The organism is Sorangium sp. So ce176 (assembly GCF_051519835.1).
In the GTDB taxonomy this organism is placed as follows: Bacteria; Myxococcota_A; Polyangia; order Polyangiales; family Polyangiaceae; genus Sorangium; species Sorangium cellulosum_G.
On sequence record NZ_CP150371.1, the window covers coordinates 323,872 to 346,929 of the forward strand.

Genomic DNA, 23,058 nt, shown 5'->3' on the forward strand with positions numbered 1-23,058 from the left:
GAGGCAGCACGCCGCCGTCGAGTCCCGTGCTTCCATGACGCGCTCTGATGCGCCGTATCATGGCCGAGGCACGGGCCGCTCTCGTCGTCGTCTCCGCTCTCATTCGTGGGCGGCCCCACGTAGGACCGCTGTTCGAGCGTCCCAGCATGCGTGTCGCCATGCGACCGGTGAACGCCCACAGCGCGCCACGTCGACCCTCATCGTGCCAGGCGCGCACCGCCTCTCCCTCGCGTGCGCTTTCTCTCCACCAGGGCGCCGTGTACTCTCGGATCCCGTGGCGGGGCTGGTCGAGAGGATCGTGGACAGCGCGAGCGAGACGCACGGAAAGTATCGTGTCCTGCTCGAGCTGGGGCAGGGAGGGACCGCCCGCGCGCTGCTCGCCGTCGCTCACGGCCCGAGCGGCTTCAGCAAGCTCGTCGTGCTCAAGACGCCGAAGAAGGCGCACGCGCTCGATCCCGAGTTCCGGCGGATGTTCCTGAACGAGGCGCGCCTCTCCGCCCGGCTCAACCACGCCAACATCGTCCAGACCAACGAGGCGATCGAGGAGAACGGGAGCCCCGTCCTCGTGATGGAGTTCCTCGACGGGCAGCCCCTCTCTAGCGTGCTCACGATCGGCCGCGGATCGCTGCCGCTCGCCATGCACCTCCAGATCATCGTCCACGCCCTGTGCGGCCTCCACCACGCCCACGAGCTGGAGGATTTCGACGGCCAGAAGCTCAACGTCGTGCACCGCGACATGACGCCGCACAACATCTTCGTCACCTACGACGGGCAGGTGAAGATCCTCGACTTCGGCATCGCGAAGCTCGATCGAGGGTCCGACTGCCAGACCGAGACCGGCGTCATCAAGGGCAAGATCCGGTACATGTCGCCGGAGCAGATGATGGGCGAGAAGATCGACCGACGCGCGGATCTCTACGCGGTCGGGGTCATGCTGTGGGAAGCGGCCACGGGCGAGCGGATGTGGAAGGAGACGCCCGATCCGCTGCTCATGAACCTCGTGCTCAACGGAGAGGTCGCCGCCCCGAGGAGCGTCAATCCGAGCGTCCCCGTCGACCTCGAGCGCGTCATCATGAAGGCGCTCGCCCCGGAGCGCGACGACCGGTACGCGACCGCCGCGCAGCTCGCGGCGGACCTCGAGGCCGTCATCGACGCGCTCGGCGCGCGCGTGACCAACGGCGCTATCGGCAAGTTCGTCTCGACGCTGTTCGAGGGCGAGCGGGCCGCGATGAAGAAATCGGTCGAGGCGCAGCTCGCGAAGGTGGCGTCGCTGGCGTGGGCCGAGGCGGAGGGGATGGACCGAGAGGCGCGCTCCGAGACGGGGATCCGCGCGGTCCGCAACAGCATCACCGGGGCGCCCGCCCCGAGCCGGACGCGTCGCGCCGCGCTCGTCGGCGTCGCGTGCGTGGCCGTGGCGGTCCCGTTCCTCACGTGGAGGCTCGCGCCGGGCCCGCGCGGCGACCCGGCCCCGCCGGCGCCCGCCGCGTCCGGGGCGAGCGCCGCGCAGGCAGCGCCCGGTCCCGCGGTGGAGCAGCCTGCCCGCCCGGCGACAGTCCGCGTCCGCATCGCGGCGTCGCCCCGGCACGCGGCGCTGTTCCTCGACGGCGAGCCGCTCGCGACGAACCCCTTCAAGGCGCGGATGGAGAAGAGCGGCGCGGCGCACGAGGTGCGCGCGGAGGCCCCGGGCTACACGAGCGCGCGCGCGGAGATCGTCCTCGACAGGAACGTGGACCTCGATCTCGTCCTCGAGCAGGAGAAGCGGGACGCGCCCGCGGCACCGGCGCCGCCGCGCGTCGTGAAGCGCGCCCCCACGGCGGAGCCCGCGGCGCCGCCGCCGGAGGCGGACTGCAACCCGCCCTATGACTTCAACGAGCATGGGATCAAGAAGTTCAAGCCGGCGTGCCTCTGAGCGCCGCGCGCCCGGGGTGAGCAGGCCGCTCGTCGGGGCGGGAGCGTTCTTGACCGCCGCCGCCGCGCTCCTCGCCGGCTCGCCCGCGCTGGGCCAGCGAGCCGACGAGAAGGCCGCGTGCCTCGAGAAGCACGAGCAGGCGCAGGTAGCGCGGCAGCAGGGCAGGTTCCGGGAGGCGCGCGGCGCGCTGCTCGCGTGCGCGCGATCGACCTGCCCATCGCTCCTTCGCTCGGACTGCGCGGGCTGGCTGTCCGCGCTCCTCCAGGAGATCCCGTCGGTCGTGCTCTCCGCGGAGTCGCAGCGCGGCGACGAGCCGGACGCCCGCGTGCTCATCGACGGCCAGCTCGTGGCGGAGGCGCTCGACGGCAAGGAGATCGAGGTCGACCCCGGCAAGCGCGTGTTCCGGTTCGAGCTGCCGCCGCACGCGCCCATCGAGAGGACGCTCCTCATCCGCGAGCGCGAGAGGGGCAGGCCGGTGTCCGTCTTCTTCGGCGAGCGCGCGGCGAGCCCCCCGCCGCCCGCGCTCCCCGCGCCCCCGCCGCCGGAGGGGCCGCGCCCCGTGCCGCTCGCTGTCTACGTGCTCGGCGGATCGGCGCTCGTGGCCGCCGGGCTGTCCGCCGGGTTCGGCGCGGCCGGCCTGGCCGGGCGCGCGTCGCTCCAGGCGAGCTGCGCGCCGTTCTGCGACGACGCGCAGGTGCAGCCCGTGCGGACCCGGCTCCTCGTCGCCGACGTCGCGCTCGCCGCGGGCGTCGGGGCCGCGATCTCCGCGGGGATCCTCTTCTGGCTCCGCCCCGCGGCGCCGGTCGACGTCCCGCCGGGCCGGCCCGCCGCGGCGTCGGTCGACGTCGCGCCGGTCGCCCGTGGCGCGCTGCTCCAGCTCCGAGGCGCGCTGTAGCGCGGTGGCCAGCGCGGTGGCCTCGGCGCGCCCAGCCTCGGCGCGTTCACCCGCGCGTTCGACGCGTTCACGGGCGAGCGGTCGAAGGGCTACCGGGCGCGGGCGGGCGGGAGCGTCCCCGGGACGTCACGCCCGCCGTGATCGCTCGGTCAGGGGGATCGCCTGGGCCGCGCGTGCTCGACGCGCTGCGGGCGGTGCTCCACGCGCGGCTCCGCCGACGGCCTGCGCGTCGTGGCGCGGTAGCTGTGGTGGTGGTGAGGCTGATGGTGGTGGTGGACGCGGGTCCTGTCGAACTCGACGCGGTAGCTGACAAGGGCGCGCGGCTCCTCGCGGTAGTAGACCCAGCCGTGGCGCGTCGGATAGTACCAGCGGCCGTCCACGTAATAGACGTAGCTCCCCCGGTAGTAGACGCGGGGGTAGGTCTCGATGTAGGCCGGCGCCGCCGCGATGTGAACGACCGGCTCCTCGCCCACCGCGAACTCCCGGTGCGTGACGACAACGGGCGCGGGGGCGACGGTCCTTGTGTGGACCTCGGCGGCGCACCCGGTCGCGCCGAGGACGGCGAGCGCGGCGAGCGCGGCGAGCGCGGCGGGCCTGCTGCGCTGCGGCGAAACCGCCGTGGTTCTGGGGGAAGAGCTCTGGAGGTCAGGCGCGTTGATGTTCATGGAGACCTCCGGAGAGCAACAGCGATGCCATCCGACGGCGCCGGGCGCCGCCGCCGGCCCGACGCAGCGCGCCTGCTGGTGGTATGGCGCTTGCTGAACTGTGGCCCATCGGCGCGACGGCGCCAGACTCCAATCAAGGAAGACAACCCATGAAACTCTCGAAGGTGCTCTCCGGTCTCACTGCCTGCATTCTCGCCTCGTCCTCGCTCGCGGGGTGCATCATCGTCGACAACGACGACCATTACCACTCCGGGTACGGCTCGCTCACGGTGGCGCTGACGATCGATGGCCGCGCTGATTCATTCCAGTGCTTCGACTACGACGTGGATGGGCTCGTTGTCCGCGTCGAGGACGAGGCGGGCTTCGTGACCGAGGCGTCCGCGGATTGTGATGAGCTCGGCCTCACCCTCTTCGATCTCCCCGGGGGCTATTACGACGTCGAGACCTGGCTCGTGGATTTTGATGGCTTCCAGAAGAGCGACGTCGTGCGCGTCGAGTCGGTCGACGTGTACGGCGACACGGACACGCTCGTCGAGGTCGACTTTCCCTGGAACTGGATCGATCCGTGAAGCGCGGCCCGCCTGAGCGCCTGAGCGCCGGGCCCCTACCTGCTCGCGAGCTCCGCGAGCTTCTCGTTGTGGCTCGCGGCCTCGGGCGCCGCGCGCCGGCTCAGAACCTCTCCATCGACGGGCGCACGTCGATCTCGTGGGTCCAGGCGCTCGGCGGCTGGGCGTGGAGCTGGAAGTAGGTCTCCGCGAGCGCCTCCGGCGCGAGCATCGTGGCGGCGTCCCTCCCGGGATCCATGGCGCGCACGCGCGGGGTGTCGATCAGCCCGTCGATGATCACGTGGGCCACGTGGATGCCGCGCGGGCCGAGCTCGCGCGCGAGCGACTGGGCGAGGGCGCGGAGGCCGAACTTGCCCACGGCCAGGGCCGCGAAGCGCGCGCCGCCGCGGAGCGAGGCCGTGGCGCCCGTGAAGAGGAGCGTGCCCCGGCCGCGCTCGAGCATGTCGGGCAGCGCGGCCTGCGCGGCGACGAAGCCGCCGAGGCAGCTGATCTTCCAGTCGTCCTCGAGCTCCCGCGGCGTGAGCTCCAGGGCGCCGGCCACGCGGAAGGCGCCGGCGTTGTAGATCAGCGCCTCCACCGGGCCGAGCGACCCCTTGATCCGCGCGAAGGCGGCCGCGACCGAGCCCGGGTCGGTCGCGTCCGCGGGGGCGCTCAGGGCGCGTCCCCCGTCCCCCTCGATCTCCCGCTGCACGGCCTCGCACGTGGCGGCCGTGCGGGCCACGAGGCCGACGGAGAACCCCTCGCGCGCGAAGCGCCTGGACACAGCGGCGCCGAGGCCGGGGCCGACGCCGACGACGACCGCTACCCTGTTCGAGCTCATGAGTCGATCACCTCCTGCCAGGCCTCGCGCCCGGCGAGCGCCGGTAGGTTACCCTGCTCCGGGGCCCGCGGCCTTCACCAGGACCTCAGGGCGAGCGCTCCTCTCCCGCTGGAGCCCTCCACTGACGCACATAGAAGGGCCACGCGTCATGGAGATACAGGCCGAAGGGGACCCACCAGACGAGATCGTTCGTCAAGCAGAGCACGGCGGCGCGCGGCGGCCACTCCCCTGTCACGAGCAGCGCCGCGAGGCCGATCGGCCCGAGGACCTTGCCGAGCAGGCCGACAGCCGCGAGGAGAAAGCCGCGCTCGGGGGCGCGCGCGACCTCCGCATAAAGAAGGGCGTAGACGCCGACCACCATCCCGAGACAGGCGAAGATCGCAGGGTGGTTGATGGGCGGCATGCCCGCGAAGCGGAAGAGCCATTGCGGGTCGAGCGCCGCGTGGAGGCCCCAGAGGGCGTTGTAGAGGGCGGCGAGGGAGAAGACGGCGCGGTGCAGGCGGCGGCGGGGGATCATGCGGGCACCTCGCGCTCGACCCCGGAGGGTTGTTGCGCGGACGCTTCCTCCGCCTGCGCGGTGATCGCCTCCGCTGCCTGCGCGGCGCCCGCGCCGGGCTCGGACGAGGAGCGGCACGCGTCGACGATCCGCGAGAAGGTGCCGCGAGGGGCGGGGAGAACGGCGCCGCGACCGGGGAAGGTGGGGGAGGGGGCGTACGGAGGCGTCGGCGGCATGCGGGCGAGGATACAGCTCGAGCGCGCGCGAGCGCCACGCCGGGGCGCACGCGCGGCGGGCGAGAGGGCGGCCGCGGATCGATGATCCGGTCCGCGGGTTGAGGAATCCCCTCGAATTCTTCGGAAAATTCACAGGGAGGCGGGGAGGAAAATCTTCAAATTACTCCCCGCCTCCCCGCCCCCTGTTCAATTTCTCCGCTGAGAAGGGCTGCTAAATAAGGGGATTCCTCATGTCGGCGGGAGGTGAGGGCGTGGCGCCGCTTGCTGCGACGTCTGCGGTGCCTCTTGCCGCTGTGCTCAGCGCAGCGGGCCCTGCGGCGCGGACTGCTGGCCTTGCGACTGGCCGCCTCGCTGCTGGCCGTGCTGCTGCTGGGCAGACTGCTGGCCTTGCTGCTGGCCGCGCTGCTGCTGGCCCTGGAACTGGGCGCCTTGCTGCTGACCGCGCTGCTGGGCGGATTGCTGGCCTTGCTGCTGACCGCGCTGCTGGGCGGACTGCTGGTCTTGCTGCTGACCGCGCTGCTGCTGGGCGGACTGCTGGCCTTGCTGCTGACCGCGCTGCTGCTGGCCCTGGAACTGGGCGCCTTGCTGGCCTTGCTGCTGGGCGGACTGCGGGCCTTGCTGCTGGGCGGACTGCGGGCCTTGCTGCTGGGCGCCCTTCTGCTGGCCGGATTGCTGCTGTCGCGCTTGCAGCAGCGTGCAGAAGATCTGCTCGGCCCTCCTCAGGTGCTGCTCGACGTCCGAGCGCATCTGCATGAGGTGGGACCGGAGGTTCACGCTCTTCGTCTGCTCGACGAGCGGCTCGTCGAGGATCTCGATGGCGCGACGGTGCAGGGAGATCTGGGCCCAGATGAACGCCACGTCGAACTCTGCGCCTTCCTGCTCTTGCAGCGACTCGCTCGTCTCGACCGCGTCGTCCTGGAGCTGCTGGCACTGCGGGCAGGCCTCGATGCTGGCGGTGGCGCCCCTCGACAGCCGGACCCCGTGCTGCTCAGCCCGAGAGTGCTCGTCGATCATCGCCTCGGCGAAGCGCTGCACCTCCGGGGACTCGGCCTTCTCCAGCGCGATCTTCGACAGCTTCACCTCCTGCCGGTTGATGATCGAGACAAGCGTCGCGAGCTCCTGCTCCGACACCTGCCGCATCGCGCTGTGACCTCCGGACTGCGCGCTGCCGCCCTGGCGGCCGCCCTGGTAGCCGGCCTGCTCGCCGCACGCTTGCTCCGCGCCCCGCTGTCCGCCGCCGCCCTGGCGGCCGCCCTGGTAGCCGGCCTGCTCGCCGCCCTGGCGGCCGCCCTGGTGGCCGCCCTGGCGGCCGCCCTGCTCGCCACCCTGGCGGCCGCCCTGCCTGCCGGCCTGTTCGCCGCCGCTCTGCCTGCCGCCGGCGCGGCTCTGACGATCCCCGTGCGTCTGGCCGCCGCGCCGGCCGTCAGCGTCCGTGTTGTCACGGCGGCCGCTCTCGCCGCCGGCCGTCGCCTCGCGGTCCGTCTCGGCCTCATCCGCACCGGCGATGCACCCGCCAACCCCCGCGAGCACAAAGCTCCCCGCGAACATGATCGCCACGAGGCGACCTGAACGATTGCGCAACATCTTGCTTGCTCCTTGCTCGATATCGGCGCGCTGTCGCGCTCACCTGCCGGTTATCGAGCCCCCAACATCTGGGTTCCCGCTCCGGGGATGGTGAGCGAGGTAGAGCCCTAAGCCTGCATCGTCATTTCCCCGAGCGCCCCGCGGCCGGGCCGGGATCGGCGCGAGAATCGATGTCTCGCGCAGCGTCGACCCTGGTCGTCGCGCGGCGGCCGGCGCGGCGACGCCGATCGCAATTGACCTGCTCGCGCACCCGCCTGACCGGGGAGCGGCGCCATCGGTCGTCCTTCGCGCGCCCTTCGCGCCAGCGCCCGCTCGCGCCCGCGTGAGCTTCGTCCTCGCCGCGGTCGCGGCCGCCACCGTCGCGGCGCGGCGCATGCGGGCGCCGGCCGCCGCCGTCGCTGCCTGAGCGCCGCGGTCGCGGCCGCCGCGAGCGCGCGAGGCCGCGCCGCGGCGGGCCGCGCCGCCTTTCGCTGCGCCGCCGATGAGCGTAAGCTCCGCGCGATGTCCGGACGTGCGACGCTTCGGCCCTGCTCCGAGCTTCTGGCCGAGGTCACTTCATGGGAGCTCCCACGCCCGATCGCCCTCCTCGCGGCGCCGGGCCCCGGTCCGCGCTGACGTGATGGATATCGAGGCCCTGAAGCGCGAGATCGAGCGGCTCCGCATCGCTGCCTCCCGCGATCGCGGCTGGCTCGACGCGGTGCTCGAGCACAGCCCGCACGGCGTCATCCTGTGCGACGCGTCCGGGAAGCTCATCCTGCACAACCGGGCGGCGGAGCGCATCTGGGCCGGCAGCGCCTCGACCGAGTCGATGCGCGACTGGACGCTCTATCGCGCCTTCCACCACGACGGCCGCCCGTACGAGGCCGCGGACTGGGCGATGGCGCGCGCGATGGCCCAGCGGCAGGTCATCGAGAGCGAGGAGACCCCGATCCAGCGCTTCGACGGGACGCGGGCCATGGTCCTCGGGAGCGCCGCGCCCATCCTCGGGCCCGACGGCGAGATCGAGGGCGGGATCTCGGTGTTCGCCGACATCTCGCACCTCAAGCAGATCGAGGCGGAGCGCGTGGAGCTCGCGGCGCAGCTCGAGAAGCGCGTCGAGGAGCTCCATCGCAGCGCGCAGCTCACGCAGGCGCTGCTCGCCGTCAGCGCCGCGCTGAGCGGCGCGGTGACGCTCGACGAGATGACCACCGCCGTCGTCCGCGACATCCACCGCGTGATCGGCGCCTCGACGACGATGATGTACACGGCGGACGAGGCGGCCGGGGTCGCGACGCTCGTCGGCCACAGCGGGCTGGAGGAGCAGCGCTCGAGCCGTTACGCGGCCGTGCGCCTCGACGCCCGACTGCCGCTCTCCGAGGCGCTCCGGGAGCGCCGCCCGTGCTGGGTGGCGACGAAGCAGGCCTTGCACGCTGCGTATCCGGAGCTCGCGGCGCTCAGGCCGGCGCGCGACGACATCCAGGCGCTCGCCGTCCTGCCGATCGTCGCCCACGGCGCGCTGCTCGGCGGGCTCTCGTTCTCGTTCGCGCGCGAGCGGCCGTGGGGCGCCGAAGATCGCGAGTTCTTGCTGAGCGTGGCGGCGCAGTGCGCGTCGGCGCTGGACAGGGCGCGCCTGCTCGATCAGGAGCGCAGCGCCCGGGCGCGCGCGGAGACGCTCGCGGCCGAGCTCGCGCGGCAGCAGGCGACGCTGCGCCTCCTGAGCGAGGCGGGCGCCGTGCTCTCCAACTCGCTCGACTACGCGTCGCGGCTCGCGCACCTGACGCACCTCGCGGTCCCCACGCTGGCGGACTGGTGCGCGGTCGACATGGTGAACGGCGACACAATCGAGCGCGTGGCCGTTCACCACATGGATCCGGCGAAGCTCGAGCTGTCCGAGCGCCTGCGGGCGATGTCGCCGCCCCGGCTCGACGCCCCGACGGGCGTGCCCGCGGTCATCCGCACCGGCCGCCCCGAGTGGGTGCCGGACATCCCGGACGCCGTCCTCGAGGCCGCCGCGATGGACCCCGAACACCTGCGCCTGATCCGGTCGCTCGGGCTGAGGTCCTACGTCGTCGTCCCGCTCCGGGGGCGCGAGCGGACGATCGGCGCGCTCACGCTGGTCCACGCGGAGTCGGGCCGCCGCTTCAACGAGGCGGACGTCGCGCTCGCCGAGGAGCTCGCGAACCGCGTGGCGCTGCTGCTCGACAACGCGCGGCTGTTCCAGCAGGTCGACGCGTCCCGCGAGCGCCTCGCGGGCCTGTTCAACCAGGCGCCCGCCGGCATCTGCATCCTGCGCGGCCCCGGGCACGCCTTCGAGCTGGTGAACCCGGTGTACGCGGACATCCTCGGCGGTCGTGAGGTGATGGGCAGGCCCATCCGCGAGGCGCTGCCCGAGCTGGAGGGCCAGGGCATCTTCGAGCTCCTGGATGCGGTCTACCGCAGCGGGCGGCCCTATGTCGGCACGTCCGTGCCCCTCCGCCTCCGGCGCGGCGCCGCCGGCCCGGAGGAAGAGCGGTTCTTCAACTTCGTGTACCAGGCGATGCGCGCGCCCGACGGCAGCACCGAGGGCGTCATGGCGTTCGCCTTCGAGGTGACCGAGCAGGTGCAGGCGCGCCGCCGCGTCGAGCAGCTCGCGTCCGAGCTCGCCACGAGCGAGGCGCGCCTGCGCACGCTGGTGCAGGCGACCACGGCCATCGTGTGGACGGCCACGGAGAAGGGAGAGGTCGTCGAGAGCTCGCCGAGCTGGCTCGAGTTCACCGGCCAGACCGAGGCGGAGTACCTGAACGGCGGCTTCCTGGAGGCGATCCACCCCGACGATCGGGCGACGACGATGCGGGCCTGGGCGGACGCGCTGGCGCGCGGGGCCATGTACGAGGCCGAGTACAGGCTCCGCCGGAGCAACGGCACGTACGCGCATACAGCGGCGCGCGCGGCGCCCGTCCGCGCGCCGGACGGCAGCGCCCGCGAGTACGTGGGTTGCAACATCGATATCAGCCAGCAGCGCGAGGCCGAGCGGCTCACGCGGGAGCACGCCGAGGTGCTCGAGACGCTCCACGAGGTCGGGCAGGCGCTGTCGGCGGAGCTCGAGCTCGACGCGCTCGTCCAGTCGGTCACCGACGCCGGGACGAAGCTCTCCGGCGCGGCGTTCGGCGCGTTCTTCTACAACGTGAACGACCCGCAGGGCGACAGTTGCATGCTCTATTCGCTCTCCGGGGCGCCGAGAGAGGCGTTCTCGCGCTTCCCGGTGCCGCGGAACACGGCGGTGTTCGCGCCGACGTTCAGCGGCGAGGGCGTGATTCGCCTCGACGACGTGACCAGGGATCCGCGCTACGGCAAGAACACCCCTTACCAGGGTACGCCGGAAGGCCACCTCCCGGTCGCGAGCTACCTGGCCGTGCCGGTCGTCTCCCGGAGCGGCAAGGTCATCGGCGCCATGTTCTTCGGCCACCCGGAGCCGGGGGTGTTCACCGAGCGCTCGGAGCGCATCGTCGTCGGCCTCGCCGCGCAGGCGGCGGTGGCGATGGACAACGCGCGGCTGTTCCGGGAGGCGCAGGTGCTCATCCGGGCGCTGGAGCGGACGAACGCCGAGCTCGACCAGTTCGCGTACGTGACGAGCCACGACCTGAAGGCGCCGCTCCGCGGCATCGCGAGCCTGGCCCAGTGGATCGAGGAGGATCTGTCGGACAAGCTCACCGCCGACACGCGCCACCAGATGGATCTGCTGCGCGGGCGCGTGCAGCGCATGGAGGCGCTGATCGAGGGGATCCTGGCCTACTCGCGCGCGACGAGGTTCCGCGAGAAGCCGGAGAGCGTGAACGTCGAGAAGCTCGCGAAAGAGGTCGTCGAGCTCATCGCGCCGAAGCCGCCTGCGCAGGTCGCGCTCGACGTGCCGCCCGCCGTCCTGCGGACATACAAGGTGCCGCTCCAGCAGGTGCTGATGAACCTGATCACGAACGCGCTGAAGCACGCGGGCCGCGAGGACGCGCGGGTGTCCGTCGGCGCCCGCGAGGAGGGCGACAGGGTCGAGTTCTCCGTGTCGGACAACGGGCCTGGCATCGCGCCCGCGTTCCACGAGAAGGTGTGGGGCATGTTCCAGACGCTGCAGGCGCGGGACAAGGTGGAGAGCACCGGGATCGGGCTCGCCATCGTGCGCAAGATCGTGGAGAGCCGCGGCGGGCGGGCGTGGGTGGAGTCGGACGGCAAGAGCGGCGCGACGTTCCGGTTCACGTGGCCGAAGAGGGAAGGGGCGCAGGGGGCGGCCTGAGGCGCCGGGAGCCGCCGTGAGCGCCTGGCTCGCCAGCGCTCATGACGCCCGTTTCGGGGTCAGAGCGCGGCTCTTTGCCATCGCTCTTCTCAGTTCGAGGGCTTCGGCATCGTGAGCACCATCGCTTCCTCGTCGGCCTCGAGGTTGTTGACGTTCCAGTAGATGGAGCCGCAATCGACGGCGATCTCGAAGAAGTACGGCTGCCCGGTCGCGAGGGTGGTCGCGTCTCCCTCGCCGATGCGCGCCCTCCGCACCTCGCCCTGGCCGGCGCCGTTCACGTAGACGGTCCAGTAGATGAACTCGTCGTCCACCGCGAGCGACTTCGAGACGGCCTGAGCGTCGACCGTCGTGGTGAAGGGCGGGGCATCGAGCGCCGCGTTCGTGGCCTTGGACTGGACCGCGCCTGTGGTGTCGGTCACCCAGTGCAAGACGCCGTTGGCGAGGACGATCTCGCTCGGGTGTCCGTTCGTCTCCGCGAAGACCTCGGCGGTATCGCCGAGCGGATCCTTCGTCTTGCGCAGGATCTTGCGCTCGGAGTACTCCGCCCAGTAAACGTGCGTCGCGTCGACGGCGATGCCGACCGGCTGGCCGCCGGAAGCTACCTGCTCGGCGAGCGGCTGGCTGCCATCGGCCTTGGCCCGCCAGACGGCCGCGGGCGTCTGGGTCACCCAGTAGACGCTGTCGCCGTACGAGGCGATCCGGCCGAAGGCCGGGACGATATCCTCGTCTTCCTGCCGGGGGACCTCCGCGATCTCGATGGGGCTCGAGCTCGGCGGATCGATGGAGATCCCCAGCACGTCTCCGTTGCTCCAGTTGATCCACGAGAGCTGCCCGCCCGAGTAGGTGACCCAGGCGGTGTCGCCGAATCCAAGGGTGCCGGGGAGCGTACGCGGGGCCCCGCCGTCCTTCGGGATGGAGACGATGGCCGCGTTGTTCGCCATGAGCACGGCGTCCTGCGTGACGACCATTCCCTTCGGGTTGGACCCGAACCCTGTCGCCATCTGCGTTACCGGGCACTGGCCCGCGGTGCAGCTCGACGGGGCACACGAGGCGGGGCCGCCGCCCGCGCCGCCCGCGCCGCCCTCACCGCCGTGGCCGCCGGAGCCCGACGTCGTCGTGGTCGAGCCTCCGCCGCCCGACGCCGTGCTCGCCGTCGTCGAGGACGAGGAGGTGGCCGCCTCGGTGCCAGGCTCGATGCCGAAGAGGAGATTGCATCCGGTGCCCGCCGTCGCGAGCGCGATCAGGGCGCAGGGCAAAGCGAACTTGCTGTGCATGAGGGAGTCTATAGAACGGGCGCGCAGCGACGGCTATGATGCGCCCCGGACCTTTTCGTGGAGGCGATATGGAAGCTGGATCCGAGCGCGTCCGGAGCGGCGGCTGCTCCTGCGGCGCGGTGCGCTTTCGTCTTCGTGGTGAGCCGATCCGCGTGGGGCTGTGCCACTGCACCGACTGCAGGAAGGTGACGGGCAGCGTCTTCCTGGCGTTCGCCATATGGCCCTGGGCGAGCTTCGAGTTCACGGGCGAGACGAGGTGCTGGGAAGGACGCAGCTTCTGCCCGACGTGCGGATCACGGCTGTTCTCGCTGAGGGAAGAGGAGGGTGAGGCCGAGATCAAGCTGGGGTGTCTGGACGAGGCGCCCGCGGATCTCTCGCCGACCTACGAGCTCTGGATCAAGCGCCGCGAGCGCTGGCTGCCCGCCCTCGCGGGCACGGCGCAGCACGTGGAAGACCCGCCGTGGGTGACCGCCGGCTCGAAGGCGCCAGCGAATCCTGTCGATCCCGGGTGACTGGCACCCTCGCCGCGCGCCGCGCCCGCGCCCGGCTGGACGCGCCGCGTGCGCGCGCCGCCCGCGCTCACGCCAGCCTGCGGAGCTGCTCCAGCCGCCGCCGTTGATCGATGTCGCGCCGCTTGATCTTGCCGGTCCTGAGCTCCTCGTAGGGCCCGCACACCGGCCGGTAATCGCAGTGCGCGCACGCGCCCTCGGCGGGCATCGGCAGGAGCGCCGCCCTGTCGATCGCGTCGCCGATGATCCCCGCCACCTGCGCGGCCGCCTCGCGCGCCCGCGCGTCCAGGTAGATCGGCACCTCCGTGAACCCGCCGGCGGAGGTGCAGTAATAGAGCCGCCCCGACTCGACCTGCGTCCCGGGCGGCATGAGCTTCTCCAGCGCGAGCGCGTAGAGCACCGGCTGGAGCGTCCCGCCGCCGCTCACGACAGCGTCGCGCGGCGCCCGGGCCTTGCCCGTCTTGTAGTCGGTCGCCCGCATCGCGCCCCACACGCTCCGCTCGACGAGGTCGATCGACCCGCGGAGCCGCACGCCGCAGTCGAGCTCCACGGGCTCGTCCGAGCTCCCCGGGTCGCGGGTCGCGAAGCGGCGCGGCAGCCCGAACGACATCTCGAAGTGGATCGGCTCCCAGTCGCGGTCCTCCGCGGCGCGCCGCAGCCACTCCCGGAGGTCGGCCCGCACCGACGCGATGCCGTCGTCCCACACGCGCTGGATCGCCGGCGCGAGCTCGTCCGCGTAGCGCGCGGCCACGCGGTCGAGCGTCCGGTCGAGCTCGGCCCGCGCCTCGTCGAGCGAAGGCGCGCTCACCGGCAGCTTGCCCGCGTCGCGCAGGGCGACGAGCACCTCGTAGAGCACGTCGTGCACGAGCCGGCCGCGCTGGAGCGGGTCGAGCTCCTCGATCGCCTCGGGCGACGGGCGCGGCGCGAGCTTGTGCACGGCGTAGAGGAAGAAGCGGTAGGGGCACGCGGCGAAGTGCTGGAGCGCCGTCGGCGAGAACGAGCGGCGCCCGAACGCGTGCTTCGCGAGCGCCTCGCGCGCCTCCGCGACCGGCTTGAACAGCCCGTCGGCGCTCGTCCAGGCGGGGATCCAGCGCCGCGCCCGGAAGCGGAGCGCCCGCGCCAGGTGCGGGTTCGCGCCGAGCAGGTAGCGCGCGGTGCCGATGGTCTGCTCCTCGGGCAGGCTGAAGAGCGTCTCCAGGAGCGCGAGGTCGTGCTCGGCGGCGTCGATGGCGTCCTCGGGCCGCGCGGGCGCGGGCCAGCCGATGCGCGCGGCGCCGCCCTGCTCGGCGCGGCGCTCGAGCTCGCCGAAGCCGGGCAGCCTGCCCTCGGCGGCGCGCAGCAGCTCGAGCCCGTAGAACGACGGCACCCGCGGCCGCGACTGGTCCATGTCGACGCGCGGGTACGACACGACGAGCTTGCGCCGGGCCGCGCCGACAGCGAGCCGGAGCGCGAGGCGCTCGCGCGCGACGCGGTCGTCGCTCGTGTCGAGGCCCGAGGCGCCCCCGGCGATCGCCCGGCGGAGCGCGTCGCGGAGGATCGGATCCTCGGTGACCTTCTGCGGGAAGATGCGCTCGGCGAGGCCGGGAACGAAGACGACGTCGAACGAGCGCCCGCGGGCGGCCTCGATGGGCGCCACGAACAGGCGCCCGTCGCGGCGGGCGGCCGGTGGCAGCACGAGATCGGTGAGGCGGTGCGCGAGGCAGAGGCGCACCTCGCCGAGGTCCACCGGGCCGACGTCGGCCATCGGCGCGAGCTCCGCGAGCACGGCGAGCACCCGCTCGGGCCGCCGGAGCGCGCGCGTCGCGAGCGCCGAGAGCCTGTCGCGCCACGCGCCCCAGGTCATGCGCTCGCTCGGGCTCGGCAGCGCCGCGAGCAGCGGCAGCGCGAAGTCGCGGAGCGCCGCGAGGTCCGCGAGCGTCCGCGAGACGCGCGCTGTGTCGCGCTCCTCGGAGGCGCGCGAGAGCTCGAGCCGGAGCTCCCGCTCGAACCCCGAGAGCCGCGCCTTCCACCGATCGAGCCCGCCGATCACCGCCGCGTCGACGAGGATCCGCTCCCAGCGCCGCGGGGCGCGCAGGGTGCCGTCCTGCACCGGCGCGTCAGGGTGTGCGCCCGGCGACGCCGGCGCGCCCGCAGGGGTGGACAGCGCGCCCGCAGGGGTGGACAGCGCGCCCGCGGGGGTGGACGGCGCGCCCGCAGGGGTGGACAGCGCGCCTGCGGGGGTGGACGGCGCGCCCGCAGGGGTGGACGGCGCGCCCGCCGAGGAGGGCGCGTCGTCGTCCGCCGGCGCCTCGTCGTCGAGCCCGCCGCGCAGCAGCTCGGGGAAGAGGTCGTCGTCCGGCGGCACCCAGCGATCGGCCTCGGACGCGGCCGGCGGCGGCTCGCCCGCGGGGGTCGGGTCGGGCACCTGCCCGAGCGAGAGGTACTCGGCGAAGCGCGACGCCGAGAGGTGCTCGGCCGCGCACGCGAGCAGCGCGAGGAGCGCGCGGCCCGCGGGATCGGGCTGGACCGAGCCCTGCGCGAAGTAGGCGGGGATCCCGGCCCGGCGCAGCGCCTCGACGAGGTGCGCGCGGTACTGCTCGGGCGCCCGCAGGAGGATCGCCATCCGCTCGAACGGCACGCCGGCGCCGGCCTCGCGCAGCGCGATGCGCGCGATCTCCACGCACTCGCGGCTCTCTCCGGGCGCGGAGAGGATCTCTACCTCGTCGCCGAGCCCGGGGGCGTCGTCGGTGAGCGGGTCGAACAGGTGCTCCTGCAGGCGCGCCAGCGAGGTGCTGGGCGCGCCCGGCGGCTCGTGGCCCGCGCCGTCCGCGCCGTCGCCGTCGTCGGCGCCTTCGCCCGCGCCGGCGCCGTCGTGCGCGGCGGAGACCGCGGTCAGCGAGACGCGGCGCGGCGGCGACCGGAGCGCCGCCTCGAGGTGGCGCAGCGACGCGGCGTCGCCCGCGGGCACGGTGGCGAGCGCGTCGGGCGAGCGCGCGGCCACGGCCTCGAGGAGCTCGCGCTCCAGCGCGAACCGCACCGGCAGGTCGAGCAGGAGCATCGGCAGCCCGAGCAGCGGGTGCCTCGCGCGCGGGTCGCCGCCGTCGTCGGCGCGGGCGCGCTCGGCGGCGAGGCGCAGGACGAGCGCGCGGTCGGCGAGGCCGGCCTCGTCGAGGGCGGCGTCGAAGGCGCGGGCGATGCGATCGAGGTCGGCCGGCGCGAGCGCGTCCGGCTCGACGCCGGCGAGCCGCGCCTCGTCGAGCGTCCGCGCGACGGCGCGCGGCAGCCCGGGCCGATCCGCGACGCGGGCGAAGCGCCCGAGCAGCCCGTCGTGCGCGAGCCCGTCGAGCGCGCGCGCGCACAGGGCCTCGATCGCGAGCGCGCTGGCCGGGACGAGGCCACGCGCGGCGAGCGCCGGCATCGCGAGCGCGGCCGCGAGGCGCCCCAGCGTGAGCCGGTGCCAGCCGAAGGTGGCGCGGTAGCCGCGGATCGACGCGCGGGCGAGCTCGCTCACGGCCTCGACCGAGGCGCCGACGAGGAGCACGCGATCGGCGGGGCGCCGGCGGCGCAGCCAGCCCGCGGCCCGATCGAGGCGGGCGGCGGCGCTGGGGGAGGTAATGAGGACGTGGGGCACGGGGTCGTGGAGGCGGAAGCGGCGGAGGCCGGAAGGGCCCCGGGGGAGGCCGCTGCACGCGGTGCAGGCCGGCGGAGTCGGAGTGTGAAGCAGAACGGAGGGGGAGGAAACCCGCCGCCGAGCAGGACGGCGCTGGCGCGGGGTCGGTCGAGGCCGCCGGCTTCGGGCCAGTCGAGGCTATCGGGCGGAGGCCGCGAGCCGCTTGGCCCGGGCGGCGGCTCCGCGTACGCTGCCACGCGCGAGATCCCCACCACCCCGTCGATCGATCATGCGCACGCAAGCTTCGCCCTGGTTCCGGCCGTACGGGCGCGGTGTCCTGGGTTCAATCCGTGCGGCGCGACGGACCGGAGCGCCGGCGGCCGAACTGCCGGAGTACATGCTCCTGCAGCAGCCTATCTATGGATATGCGCTGGTAGGACGCCAAAGGTCACGGCCTGTCCACCGGAAGTTGGACACGGGCTGCGGGGAGATGCGCCCCATCCATGGGAATACGGATCGTAGGCCGCGGTGGCTCGCGGCCTACATGCTCGAATGCGCGGATAGGCGGTGCTTCACAGCGAGTTGCGACGTTAGACGAAGACGAACCTACGAAGGGCTTGCCACGCCGCAGGAGGTGCCGCGATGCCGCGCTACCAGCTCGTGATCCAGTTCCCGCACGACTTCTTCTCCACCCATGGGGACGTCGTCGCGTTCGAGGATCGTCTGATCGCCTGCATGCCTCGCACGTGCGTGGTCGACGGCCACGACATCGGCGCGGGTACGGTGAACTTCTTCATCCACACCAATGCGCCCGAGGCAGCCCACCGCACGTTTCGCAGGTACCTCGGTACGAACAAGGTTGAGAAGCGCCTCCGTATTGCCTACCGCGACATCGATGGCACGACCTTCACGAATCTGTGGCCAAGGCGCGACCCTCGACCGTTCGCCTATGCCTACGACGAAGGCAGCAATCCCTTCGCGCGAGGAGCGGCGCGGAGGATCCCGAAGCGACGCCCGCCAACGAACTCCGATCCCGCGAAGGTGAATGACGCCCGTGCGGCAGCGGCGTCCAAGCGCAGCCGGGGGCAGTCCCAGTGAGCCGTGGCCACCGTGACCGGTCCCGTGCCGGCATGGGGCGTGCTCGAGGCCGGGCGTCATGCCGACGCTCGAGCACAACGCCCTCGTCGAGATGTTCCGCGAGCACCCGGAGCTCGCGCCCCGCTTTCTCGCGACGCTCTTCCACGTGGAGGTGCCGCCGCACGCCTCGGTCGCGGTGGTCGAGTCGTCGCTCGACCAGCTCATCCCGGTGGAGTTCCGCGCCGACCTGGTGCTCGAGCTTCGCGGCGCGACTGGCACGCTCGTGCTGGCGATCGTCATCGAGGTGCAGCGCGACGTGGACCCGGACAAGAAGTTCTCGTGGCCGGCGTACGTCGCGGTCGTGCGCGCCAGGAAGCGCTGCGGCACGATCGTCCTCGTGGTCGCTCGCCAGGGCGATGAGTGAGCGGCGATACCGGATGGAGCGTGGACGTGGTGCTTCCGCCCTATGGGAAGCAGGTCAGGGCGATCGTCGACGGCGAGCAGCCCAATGCGTGTTCCGCTGTCCTGCGCGTGACCTGCGGAGGGATCGCGGACCACGTCCACGCAGCGCGTCGCGCTGGATCGTGCCGCGCCCTCTGCACCCAGCTCACGTCGAGGTGCCACGATCGGCCTGACGAGCGCCTGGCGCAAGGCCTGGCACGCACGGGAGAGGTGACCTACGCGTACCGTCACTACGTGAAGCGCTCTGCGGATACGCCCGAGGTGCCGTGCGCGGGCTCGATCGCCTTGACCCTCGACGGCGCTGGAGGCTACTCCGTCGCGCCGGCCCGCTACGGCTGGCACAACGCCTTCGTCGCCAAGCTGGACCAGCCCATGTGCCAGTGAGGCCCCCGCGTCGCGCTCCACGCGCCCATGGAGCGATCCTCCTCGCTCCACGCCCCGCACCCCCGCCCAGCGCGCTGGCCGGCACGAGGCCGCGCGAGGCGAGCGCCGGCATCGCGAGCGCGGCGGTGAGGCGCCCCAGCGTGAGCCGGTGCCAGCCGAAGGTGGCGCGGTAGCCGCGGGACGCCGCGCGGGGCGGACGGGGCGCCGCGCCGGCGAGCGGGGGCCGCGCCGCTCGGCCGCTGCCCCGCTCGCGGTCCTCCGCTATACTGGCGCGGCATGCTGTGCGACGTTGCGGCGGAACAGGCCGGCCGCCCCTACATGGACCGCCGCGGCCCGAGGCCGGCATGAACGACGTCGACCTTCGCTGGATGGAGCGCTGCCTGGAGCTCGCGGCGCTCGCCGCCGGGCACACAGCGCCGAACCCGATGGTCGGCTCGGTCATCGTGCGCGACGACGTGCTCCTCGCCGAGGGGTTCCACGAGCGAGCCGGGCTGGCCCACGCCGAGGTCGACGCGCTCCGCAAGCTCGCCGGCCGCGCCGAGGGGGCCACGCTCTACGTCAACCTCGAGCCGTGCTGCCACCACGGCCGGACGCCGCCCTGCACCGACGCGCTCCTCCGCTCCGGCGTCCGTCGCGTCGTGATCGGGATGGTCGACCCGAACCCCCTCGTCTCCGGCAGGGGCGTGGCCCTCCTCGAGAGCGCCGGGATCGACGTCGTGATCGGCGTCCGCGAGCCCGCGTGCCGCGAGCTCAACCGCGTCTACATCGCGACCATGGCCGAGCGCAGCGCCCTGGTCGAGCGAGTGACGTCGACGTCCTGACACCCCGCGAGCGCCGCGCCCGCGCTCCTCGTGAACGTCCCCGCCGTCCCGGCGGGCTTTCCTGCGATCGGGCGAGATCCACCCCGCTCGCGCGCGATTCCAGGACTCCCGCTCGCGCGCCCTTCCTGGACCCCCGCCGCGCGCCGGAGCCGACTCGCGGTCTCGCCGAGCAGGGCGCTGGCACCACGCTTGATATGGCCTCCTCCCAGCGGAGGAGCCAAGTGGCGCAATGGTGTGCGCACCCTCACGCAGTGGCCGCTCTAGACATCATTTCTAGACGGAAAGGTAGCAGTATGAAGAATGCTCTCCTGATCGCGCTCCTCTGCCTCGGCGCGCCCGGCTGCGCGGATACGCTGGCCGGAGACGACGGCGAGCAGCCCGTGCTCACGTCCCGACAGCGCATCGTCGGAGGCGCCGTCGACACAGCGCACGCCTATGTCGTGGGCGTGGGCAACCGGGTCCGGGCGTACTGCACCGGGACGGTCATCTCGCGGCGCACCGTGATCACGGCGGGGCACTGCCACGGCGGGGCCACGCGGGTCTACTTCGGCACGAGCCTCGGGCGGCGCTCGGCGAGTGTGCGGGTCGAGGAGTCGAGGAGGCACCCCGGGTTTGACCCGGGCACCCTCGAGAACGACATCACCCTGCTCAAGCTGGAGAGCGACGCGCCCGTGCAGCCCGCGCCGCTCCTGCGCGAGTCGATGGAGAACAACGGCTGGTACGTCGGGCCGGACTACACCTTCGTCGGTTACGGGGTCTCCGACGGCGTCGCCGGGACGGGGTTCGGCACGCGCCGCGTCGCGGCGTTTCCCATCCTGGCGGTCGGCCCCGCCCAGGTCGGCGGCACGCCGGGGACGATCACCGAGACCCAGTTCTATTACCAGGTCCCGGCCATGAACACGTGCGCCGGCGACTCCGGAGGTCCGGCGTTCCTCGTGCGGTGGGGCGTCGAGCGCCACGCCGGCGTGACCTCGTTCGGCGACGACCCCTGCACCCTCGACGGGGTGCAGGCGCGCACGGATCACCTCCAGCTCGCCCGGTTCATCCAGCCGACCATCGACGAGTTCGAGGCGGACAACCCGTGCCGCGCCGATGGCCTCTGCGAGGCGTCGTGCGATGTCGGCCCCGACGTCGTCGACCCGGACTGCGCCGATCGCCACTGCGCCGCAGACGGCGTGTGCGCGCTGGCGTGCGTGCAGCCGGCCGACCCGGACTGCGCGCCCGACGACGACGCGCCGGAGTGGTGGTCGGGGTGGTGAAGGAGGGGTGAGGGTGAAGGGCGGGTGAAGGGCTGGCCGGCGATCGGCGCGACGTTCGAGTCGAAGGCGAGGACGAACGCCTCGATCTGGCGACGGACCATGTCGCCCGCCGGCGCGAGCCGCCGTTCGCCTCGCCGCCTACTTCTTCGCTGTCACGTAGCGGAAGTCGCGCCGCTCGGCGCCCATGCCGAGCGTGCCCGTGCGCTGGAGCTCGACGCCATGGAGCGCTTGCACCTGGAGGTCGTCGAGCCGGCAGATCATCGGGACAACCTCCGGCGCGCCGTGCCGCCGCGCGAACGCCACGAGCGGGCACGCGCGCACGTCGAAGGCGAGGAGGGCGCCGGCGTCGCTGGCCCTGTCGAAGCGGAAGCCGCCCGGCTCGCGCGTGAGCATGCTCTTCAGGAGCAGGCTCCGCGCGGGCCTCAACCGGAGCATGATCTCCAGGGCGGCGCCGAGGAGCGGGCTCCGGCTCCGCTGCTTGCGATGAAACGCGAGCAGCATGTCCTCGGTGAGGCGCAGCGCCGGCCCCCGGTCCACGCCGAGGTCGTGGTGGAGCGCCAGGTAGATCGCGAGCACGGGCGGGCAAAGCTCGAAGAGCTTGCGATTCATGCTGCTCCGGAACCGGGGTATGGTCTCCTCGAGCGCGAGATACCTCTCCTTGGCGTGCGTGTGGAGCTCGGCCGCGCTCTCTTCGCCGAGCTCGCGAATCGCGACGAACCGGCCTTCCGTGAGAACCTGAGCAAGACGTTCCGACGGCGACATGCCCCCCAAATTACCACATGCGGCTCCGGGACAAGCAACCATGTCGACTTCTCACCGCGCCAAGGGCGGGTCGACGTGGCAGGCCTGGCCGGCCAGCAGGCCAGTTGAAGTGGCCGGCCAGCAGGCCAGCAGGCCAGTCGACGTGAGCGGCGAGCTGCCAGTCGGGCATCCGGCCAGCCGGCCAGTCCCTCGGATCGGCCCGAGCGGCCCTCGTGGAAACGAGGCAGATGCCTCGCAGAAACATGTCCTGGGCGGCGCGGCGCGCGCGCACTCGGCAGGTGTGGGCCGCTCGGCCGGGCAACGCTAGGCGGCGGACGGTCCCCACAGGCCGGGCACGCGCGTCCCGCACGAGGGGCACGCGCCGCCGGAGAGGAGGACCTCCTGCGTCTCATAGTTGAACCGCCGCACCACGACCTCGTAGCAAGCCGGACAGCGGGTATGCGAGAGCTCGCGCACCCGGTCGGCCACGTTGCTGACGTAGACGTATTTCATGCCGCGGGCATAGGCGACGCCAGCGACGTCCACGAGGAACGCCGGGTCGGTCGTCGCGAGGTCGCGCATCTTGTAACGCGGGTAGAAGGCGTTGAGGTGCCACGGGATGTCGGGGTCGACCCGGGCGATCTCGGCGCCGAGGGCGCGGAGGCCGTCCGGCTTGTCGTTGAAGCCGGGGACGACGAGCGTCACGACCTCGACCCAGTAGCCGAGGCGCCGGGCCTCGCCGATCGCCGCGAGGACGGGCTCCACGCGGCCGCCGAGGGTCCGGTACTGGTCGGCGCTCCACCCCTTCAGATCGACGCGGAACACGTCCGCGACAGGGCGCATGTACTCGAGCGCCTCGGGCGTCGTGTTGCCGTCCGAGATCAGCGCCGTGACGAGCCCCCTCCGCCGCGCCTCGGTGAAGACCGCGCGCGCCCACTCCGCCGTGATCATCGGCTCGTTGTAGGCGCTCGCGAGCACCTCGCAGCCCGCCTGGACGGCGACCTCGACGAGGTCCGCGGCGCTGATGTCGATCGGCTCACCGTCGCTCCCCGGCTCGCGCAGCGCCTGGGAGACCTTCCAGTTCTGGCAATAAGGACAGCGCAGATCGCACCCGAACATCCCGAACGTGAGCGACAGCGCGCCGGGGCGCACGTGGAAGATCGTATTCGTCTCGACCGAGCGCACGTAATGGCGCGCCACGTACCCGAACGGGACGCGGAGCTCGCCGTCCTGCTCGAAGCGGACCCCGCACGCGCCCGCGCGCCCCGGCGAGAGGACGCAGCGGTGCGCGCACGCGGTGCACCGGAGATACCCCGCCTCCGGCCCTCGCTCGTAGAGCACGCCGGGCGCGGTCCGGCGGGCGAGCTTCGCCGTGAGCGGCTCGCCCGCCCGCACGAGGTCCTCGAGGCGGACGTGCGGCCGGGCGCCCGGCTCCAGCGGATCATCGAGGGGTGCTTGCGGCGCGCTGCCGCCGTTCGTCTCCATGGAAGGCGCCCATCGTCGCATCGGCGCCGCGAAAGACAAGGGCCGG

Annotated in this window: 19 protein-coding genes; 10 read left to right on the forward strand and 9 right to left on the reverse strand. The window is 72.9% G+C overall.

The genetic code is table 11. The annotated features are described in order from the left end of the window. The first annotated feature begins 274 nt into the window (after positions 1-274). Positions 275-1,909, forward strand: coding sequence for a serine/threonine protein kinase (locus WMF42_RS01230; RefSeq protein ID WP_437689835.1), 1,635 nt, complete (start codon positions 275-277; stop codon positions 1,907-1,909). A 16-nt stretch (positions 1,910-1,925) separates the two neighbouring features. Beyond that, positions 1,926-2,804 carry a hypothetical protein gene (locus WMF42_RS01235; RefSeq protein WP_437689836.1) on the forward strand — a complete coding sequence of 293 codons (879 nt, stop codon included), beginning with the start codon at positions 1,926-1,928 and terminating at the stop codon, positions 2,802-2,804. 149 nt (positions 2,805-2,953) lie between these two features. Here the strand turns inward: WMF42_RS01235 and WMF42_RS01240 are convergent, their stop codons facing one another. Next, positions 2,954-3,469, reverse strand: coding sequence for a hypothetical protein (locus tag WMF42_RS01240; RefSeq protein WP_437689837.1), 516 nt, complete (start codon positions 3,467-3,469; stop codon positions 2,954-2,956). A 149-nt stretch (positions 3,470-3,618) separates the two neighbouring features. On the opposite strand from WMF42_RS01240, the gene WMF42_RS01245 reads away from it, so the two are divergent. Beyond that, complete coding sequence (locus WMF42_RS01245; protein WP_061611956.1) at positions 3,619-4,038, forward strand: hypothetical protein; 420 nt, start codon at positions 3,619-3,621, stop codon at positions 4,036-4,038. A 100-nt stretch (positions 4,039-4,138) separates the two neighbouring features. Here the strand turns inward: WMF42_RS01245 and WMF42_RS01250 are convergent, their stop codons facing one another. From WMF42_RS01250 to WMF42_RS01265, 4 genes are all read right to left on the reverse strand, one after another. Further along, positions 4,139-4,855: an SDR family NAD(P)-dependent oxidoreductase gene (locus WMF42_RS01250; protein WP_437689838.1), complete on the reverse strand. Its 717-nt coding sequence runs from the start codon at positions 4,853-4,855 to the stop codon at positions 4,139-4,141. 85 nt (positions 4,856-4,940) lie between these two features. Further along, complete coding sequence (locus tag WMF42_RS01255; protein WP_061611954.1) at positions 4,941-5,372, reverse strand: hypothetical protein; 432 nt, start codon at positions 5,370-5,372, stop codon at positions 4,941-4,943. Further along, the gene (locus WMF42_RS01260; RefSeq protein ID WP_061611953.1) at positions 5,369-5,587 is read right to left on the reverse strand and encodes a hypothetical protein; all 219 of its coding nucleotides are present in this window, start codon (positions 5,585-5,587) and stop codon (positions 5,369-5,371) included. The genes WMF42_RS01255 and WMF42_RS01260 overlap by 4 nt, the downstream gene beginning before the upstream one ends. Positions 5,588-5,884: 297 nt before the next feature. Then, the gene (locus WMF42_RS01265; protein ID WP_437689839.1) at positions 5,885-7,171 is read right to left on the reverse strand and encodes a DUF4142 domain-containing protein; all 1,287 of its coding nucleotides are present in this window, start codon (positions 7,169-7,171) and stop codon (positions 5,885-5,887) included. Positions 7,172-7,790: 619 nt separating this feature from the next. Here WMF42_RS01265 and WMF42_RS01270 point away from each other — a divergent pair. Next, positions 7,791-11,411: a GAF domain-containing protein gene (locus WMF42_RS01270; RefSeq protein ID WP_437689840.1), complete on the forward strand. Its 3,621-nt coding sequence runs from the start codon at positions 7,791-7,793 to the stop codon at positions 11,409-11,411. An 89-nt stretch (positions 11,412-11,500) separates the two neighbouring features. On the opposite strand, the gene WMF42_RS01275 is transcribed toward WMF42_RS01270, so the two are convergent. Continuing rightward, the gene (locus WMF42_RS01275) at positions 11,501-12,685 is read right to left on the reverse strand and encodes a hypothetical protein (protein WP_061612442.1); all 1,185 of its coding nucleotides are present in this window, start codon (positions 12,683-12,685) and stop codon (positions 11,501-11,503) included. Between the two features lie 68 nt (positions 12,686-12,753). On the opposite strand from WMF42_RS01275, the gene WMF42_RS01280 reads away from it, so the two are divergent. Next, positions 12,754-13,197: a GFA family protein gene (locus tag WMF42_RS01280; protein WP_061612443.1), complete on the forward strand. Its 444-nt coding sequence runs from the start codon at positions 12,754-12,756 to the stop codon at positions 13,195-13,197. Positions 13,198-13,264: 67 nt separating this feature from the next. Here WMF42_RS01280 and WMF42_RS01285 read toward each other — a convergent pair whose 3' ends face one another. Next, a complete protein-coding gene (locus WMF42_RS01285; RefSeq protein ID WP_437689841.1) occupies positions 13,265-16,804 on the reverse strand; it encodes a PD-(D/E)XK nuclease family protein in 3,540 nt (1,179 codons plus the stop codon). A gap of 621 nt (positions 16,805-17,425) precedes the next feature. Between WMF42_RS01285 and WMF42_RS01290 the strand changes: the two genes are divergently transcribed. From WMF42_RS01290 to WMF42_RS01310, 5 genes are all read left to right on the forward strand, one after another. Then, positions 17,426-17,881 (forward strand): hypothetical protein, encoded by a 456-nt coding sequence (locus tag WMF42_RS01290; protein WP_437689842.1) that lies wholly within the window; start codon positions 17,426-17,428, stop codon positions 17,879-17,881. A 58-nt stretch (positions 17,882-17,939) separates the two neighbouring features. Next, positions 17,940-18,284, forward strand: coding sequence for a hypothetical protein (locus WMF42_RS01295; protein WP_437689843.1), 345 nt, complete (start codon positions 17,940-17,942; stop codon positions 18,282-18,284). 20 nt (positions 18,285-18,304) lie between these two features. Continuing rightward, on the forward strand, positions 18,305-18,706 hold the full coding sequence (locus tag WMF42_RS01300; protein WP_437689844.1) for a hypothetical protein: 402 nt from the start codon (positions 18,305-18,307) through the stop codon (positions 18,704-18,706). A 344-nt stretch (positions 18,707-19,050) separates the two neighbouring features. Continuing rightward, entirely contained in the window at positions 19,051-19,527 is a 477-nt protein-coding gene (ribD, locus tag WMF42_RS01305) for a bifunctional diaminohydroxyphosphoribosylaminopyrimidine deaminase/5-amino-6-(5-phosphoribosylamino)uracil reductase RibD (protein WP_061611213.1), read from the forward strand. 293 nt (positions 19,528-19,820) lie between these two features. Further along, complete coding sequence (locus tag WMF42_RS01310) at positions 19,821-20,786, forward strand: S1 family peptidase (RefSeq protein ID WP_437689845.1); 966 nt, start codon at positions 19,821-19,823, stop codon at positions 20,784-20,786. Positions 20,787-20,924: 138 nt separating this feature from the next. Here the strand turns inward: WMF42_RS01310 and WMF42_RS01315 are convergent, their stop codons facing one another. Together WMF42_RS01315 and WMF42_RS01320 are read right to left on the reverse strand one after the other, a co-directional pair. Next, a complete protein-coding gene (locus WMF42_RS01315) occupies positions 20,925-21,395 on the reverse strand; it encodes an L-2-amino-thiazoline-4-carboxylic acid hydrolase (protein ID WP_437689846.1) in 471 nt (156 codons plus the stop codon). A 456-nt stretch (positions 21,396-21,851) separates the two neighbouring features. Then, positions 21,852-23,012 carry a radical SAM protein gene (locus WMF42_RS01320; RefSeq protein WP_061611211.1) on the reverse strand — a complete coding sequence of 387 codons (1,161 nt, stop codon included), beginning with the start codon at positions 23,010-23,012 and terminating at the stop codon, positions 21,852-21,854. Between the last annotated feature and the right edge of the window lie 46 nt (positions 23,013-23,058).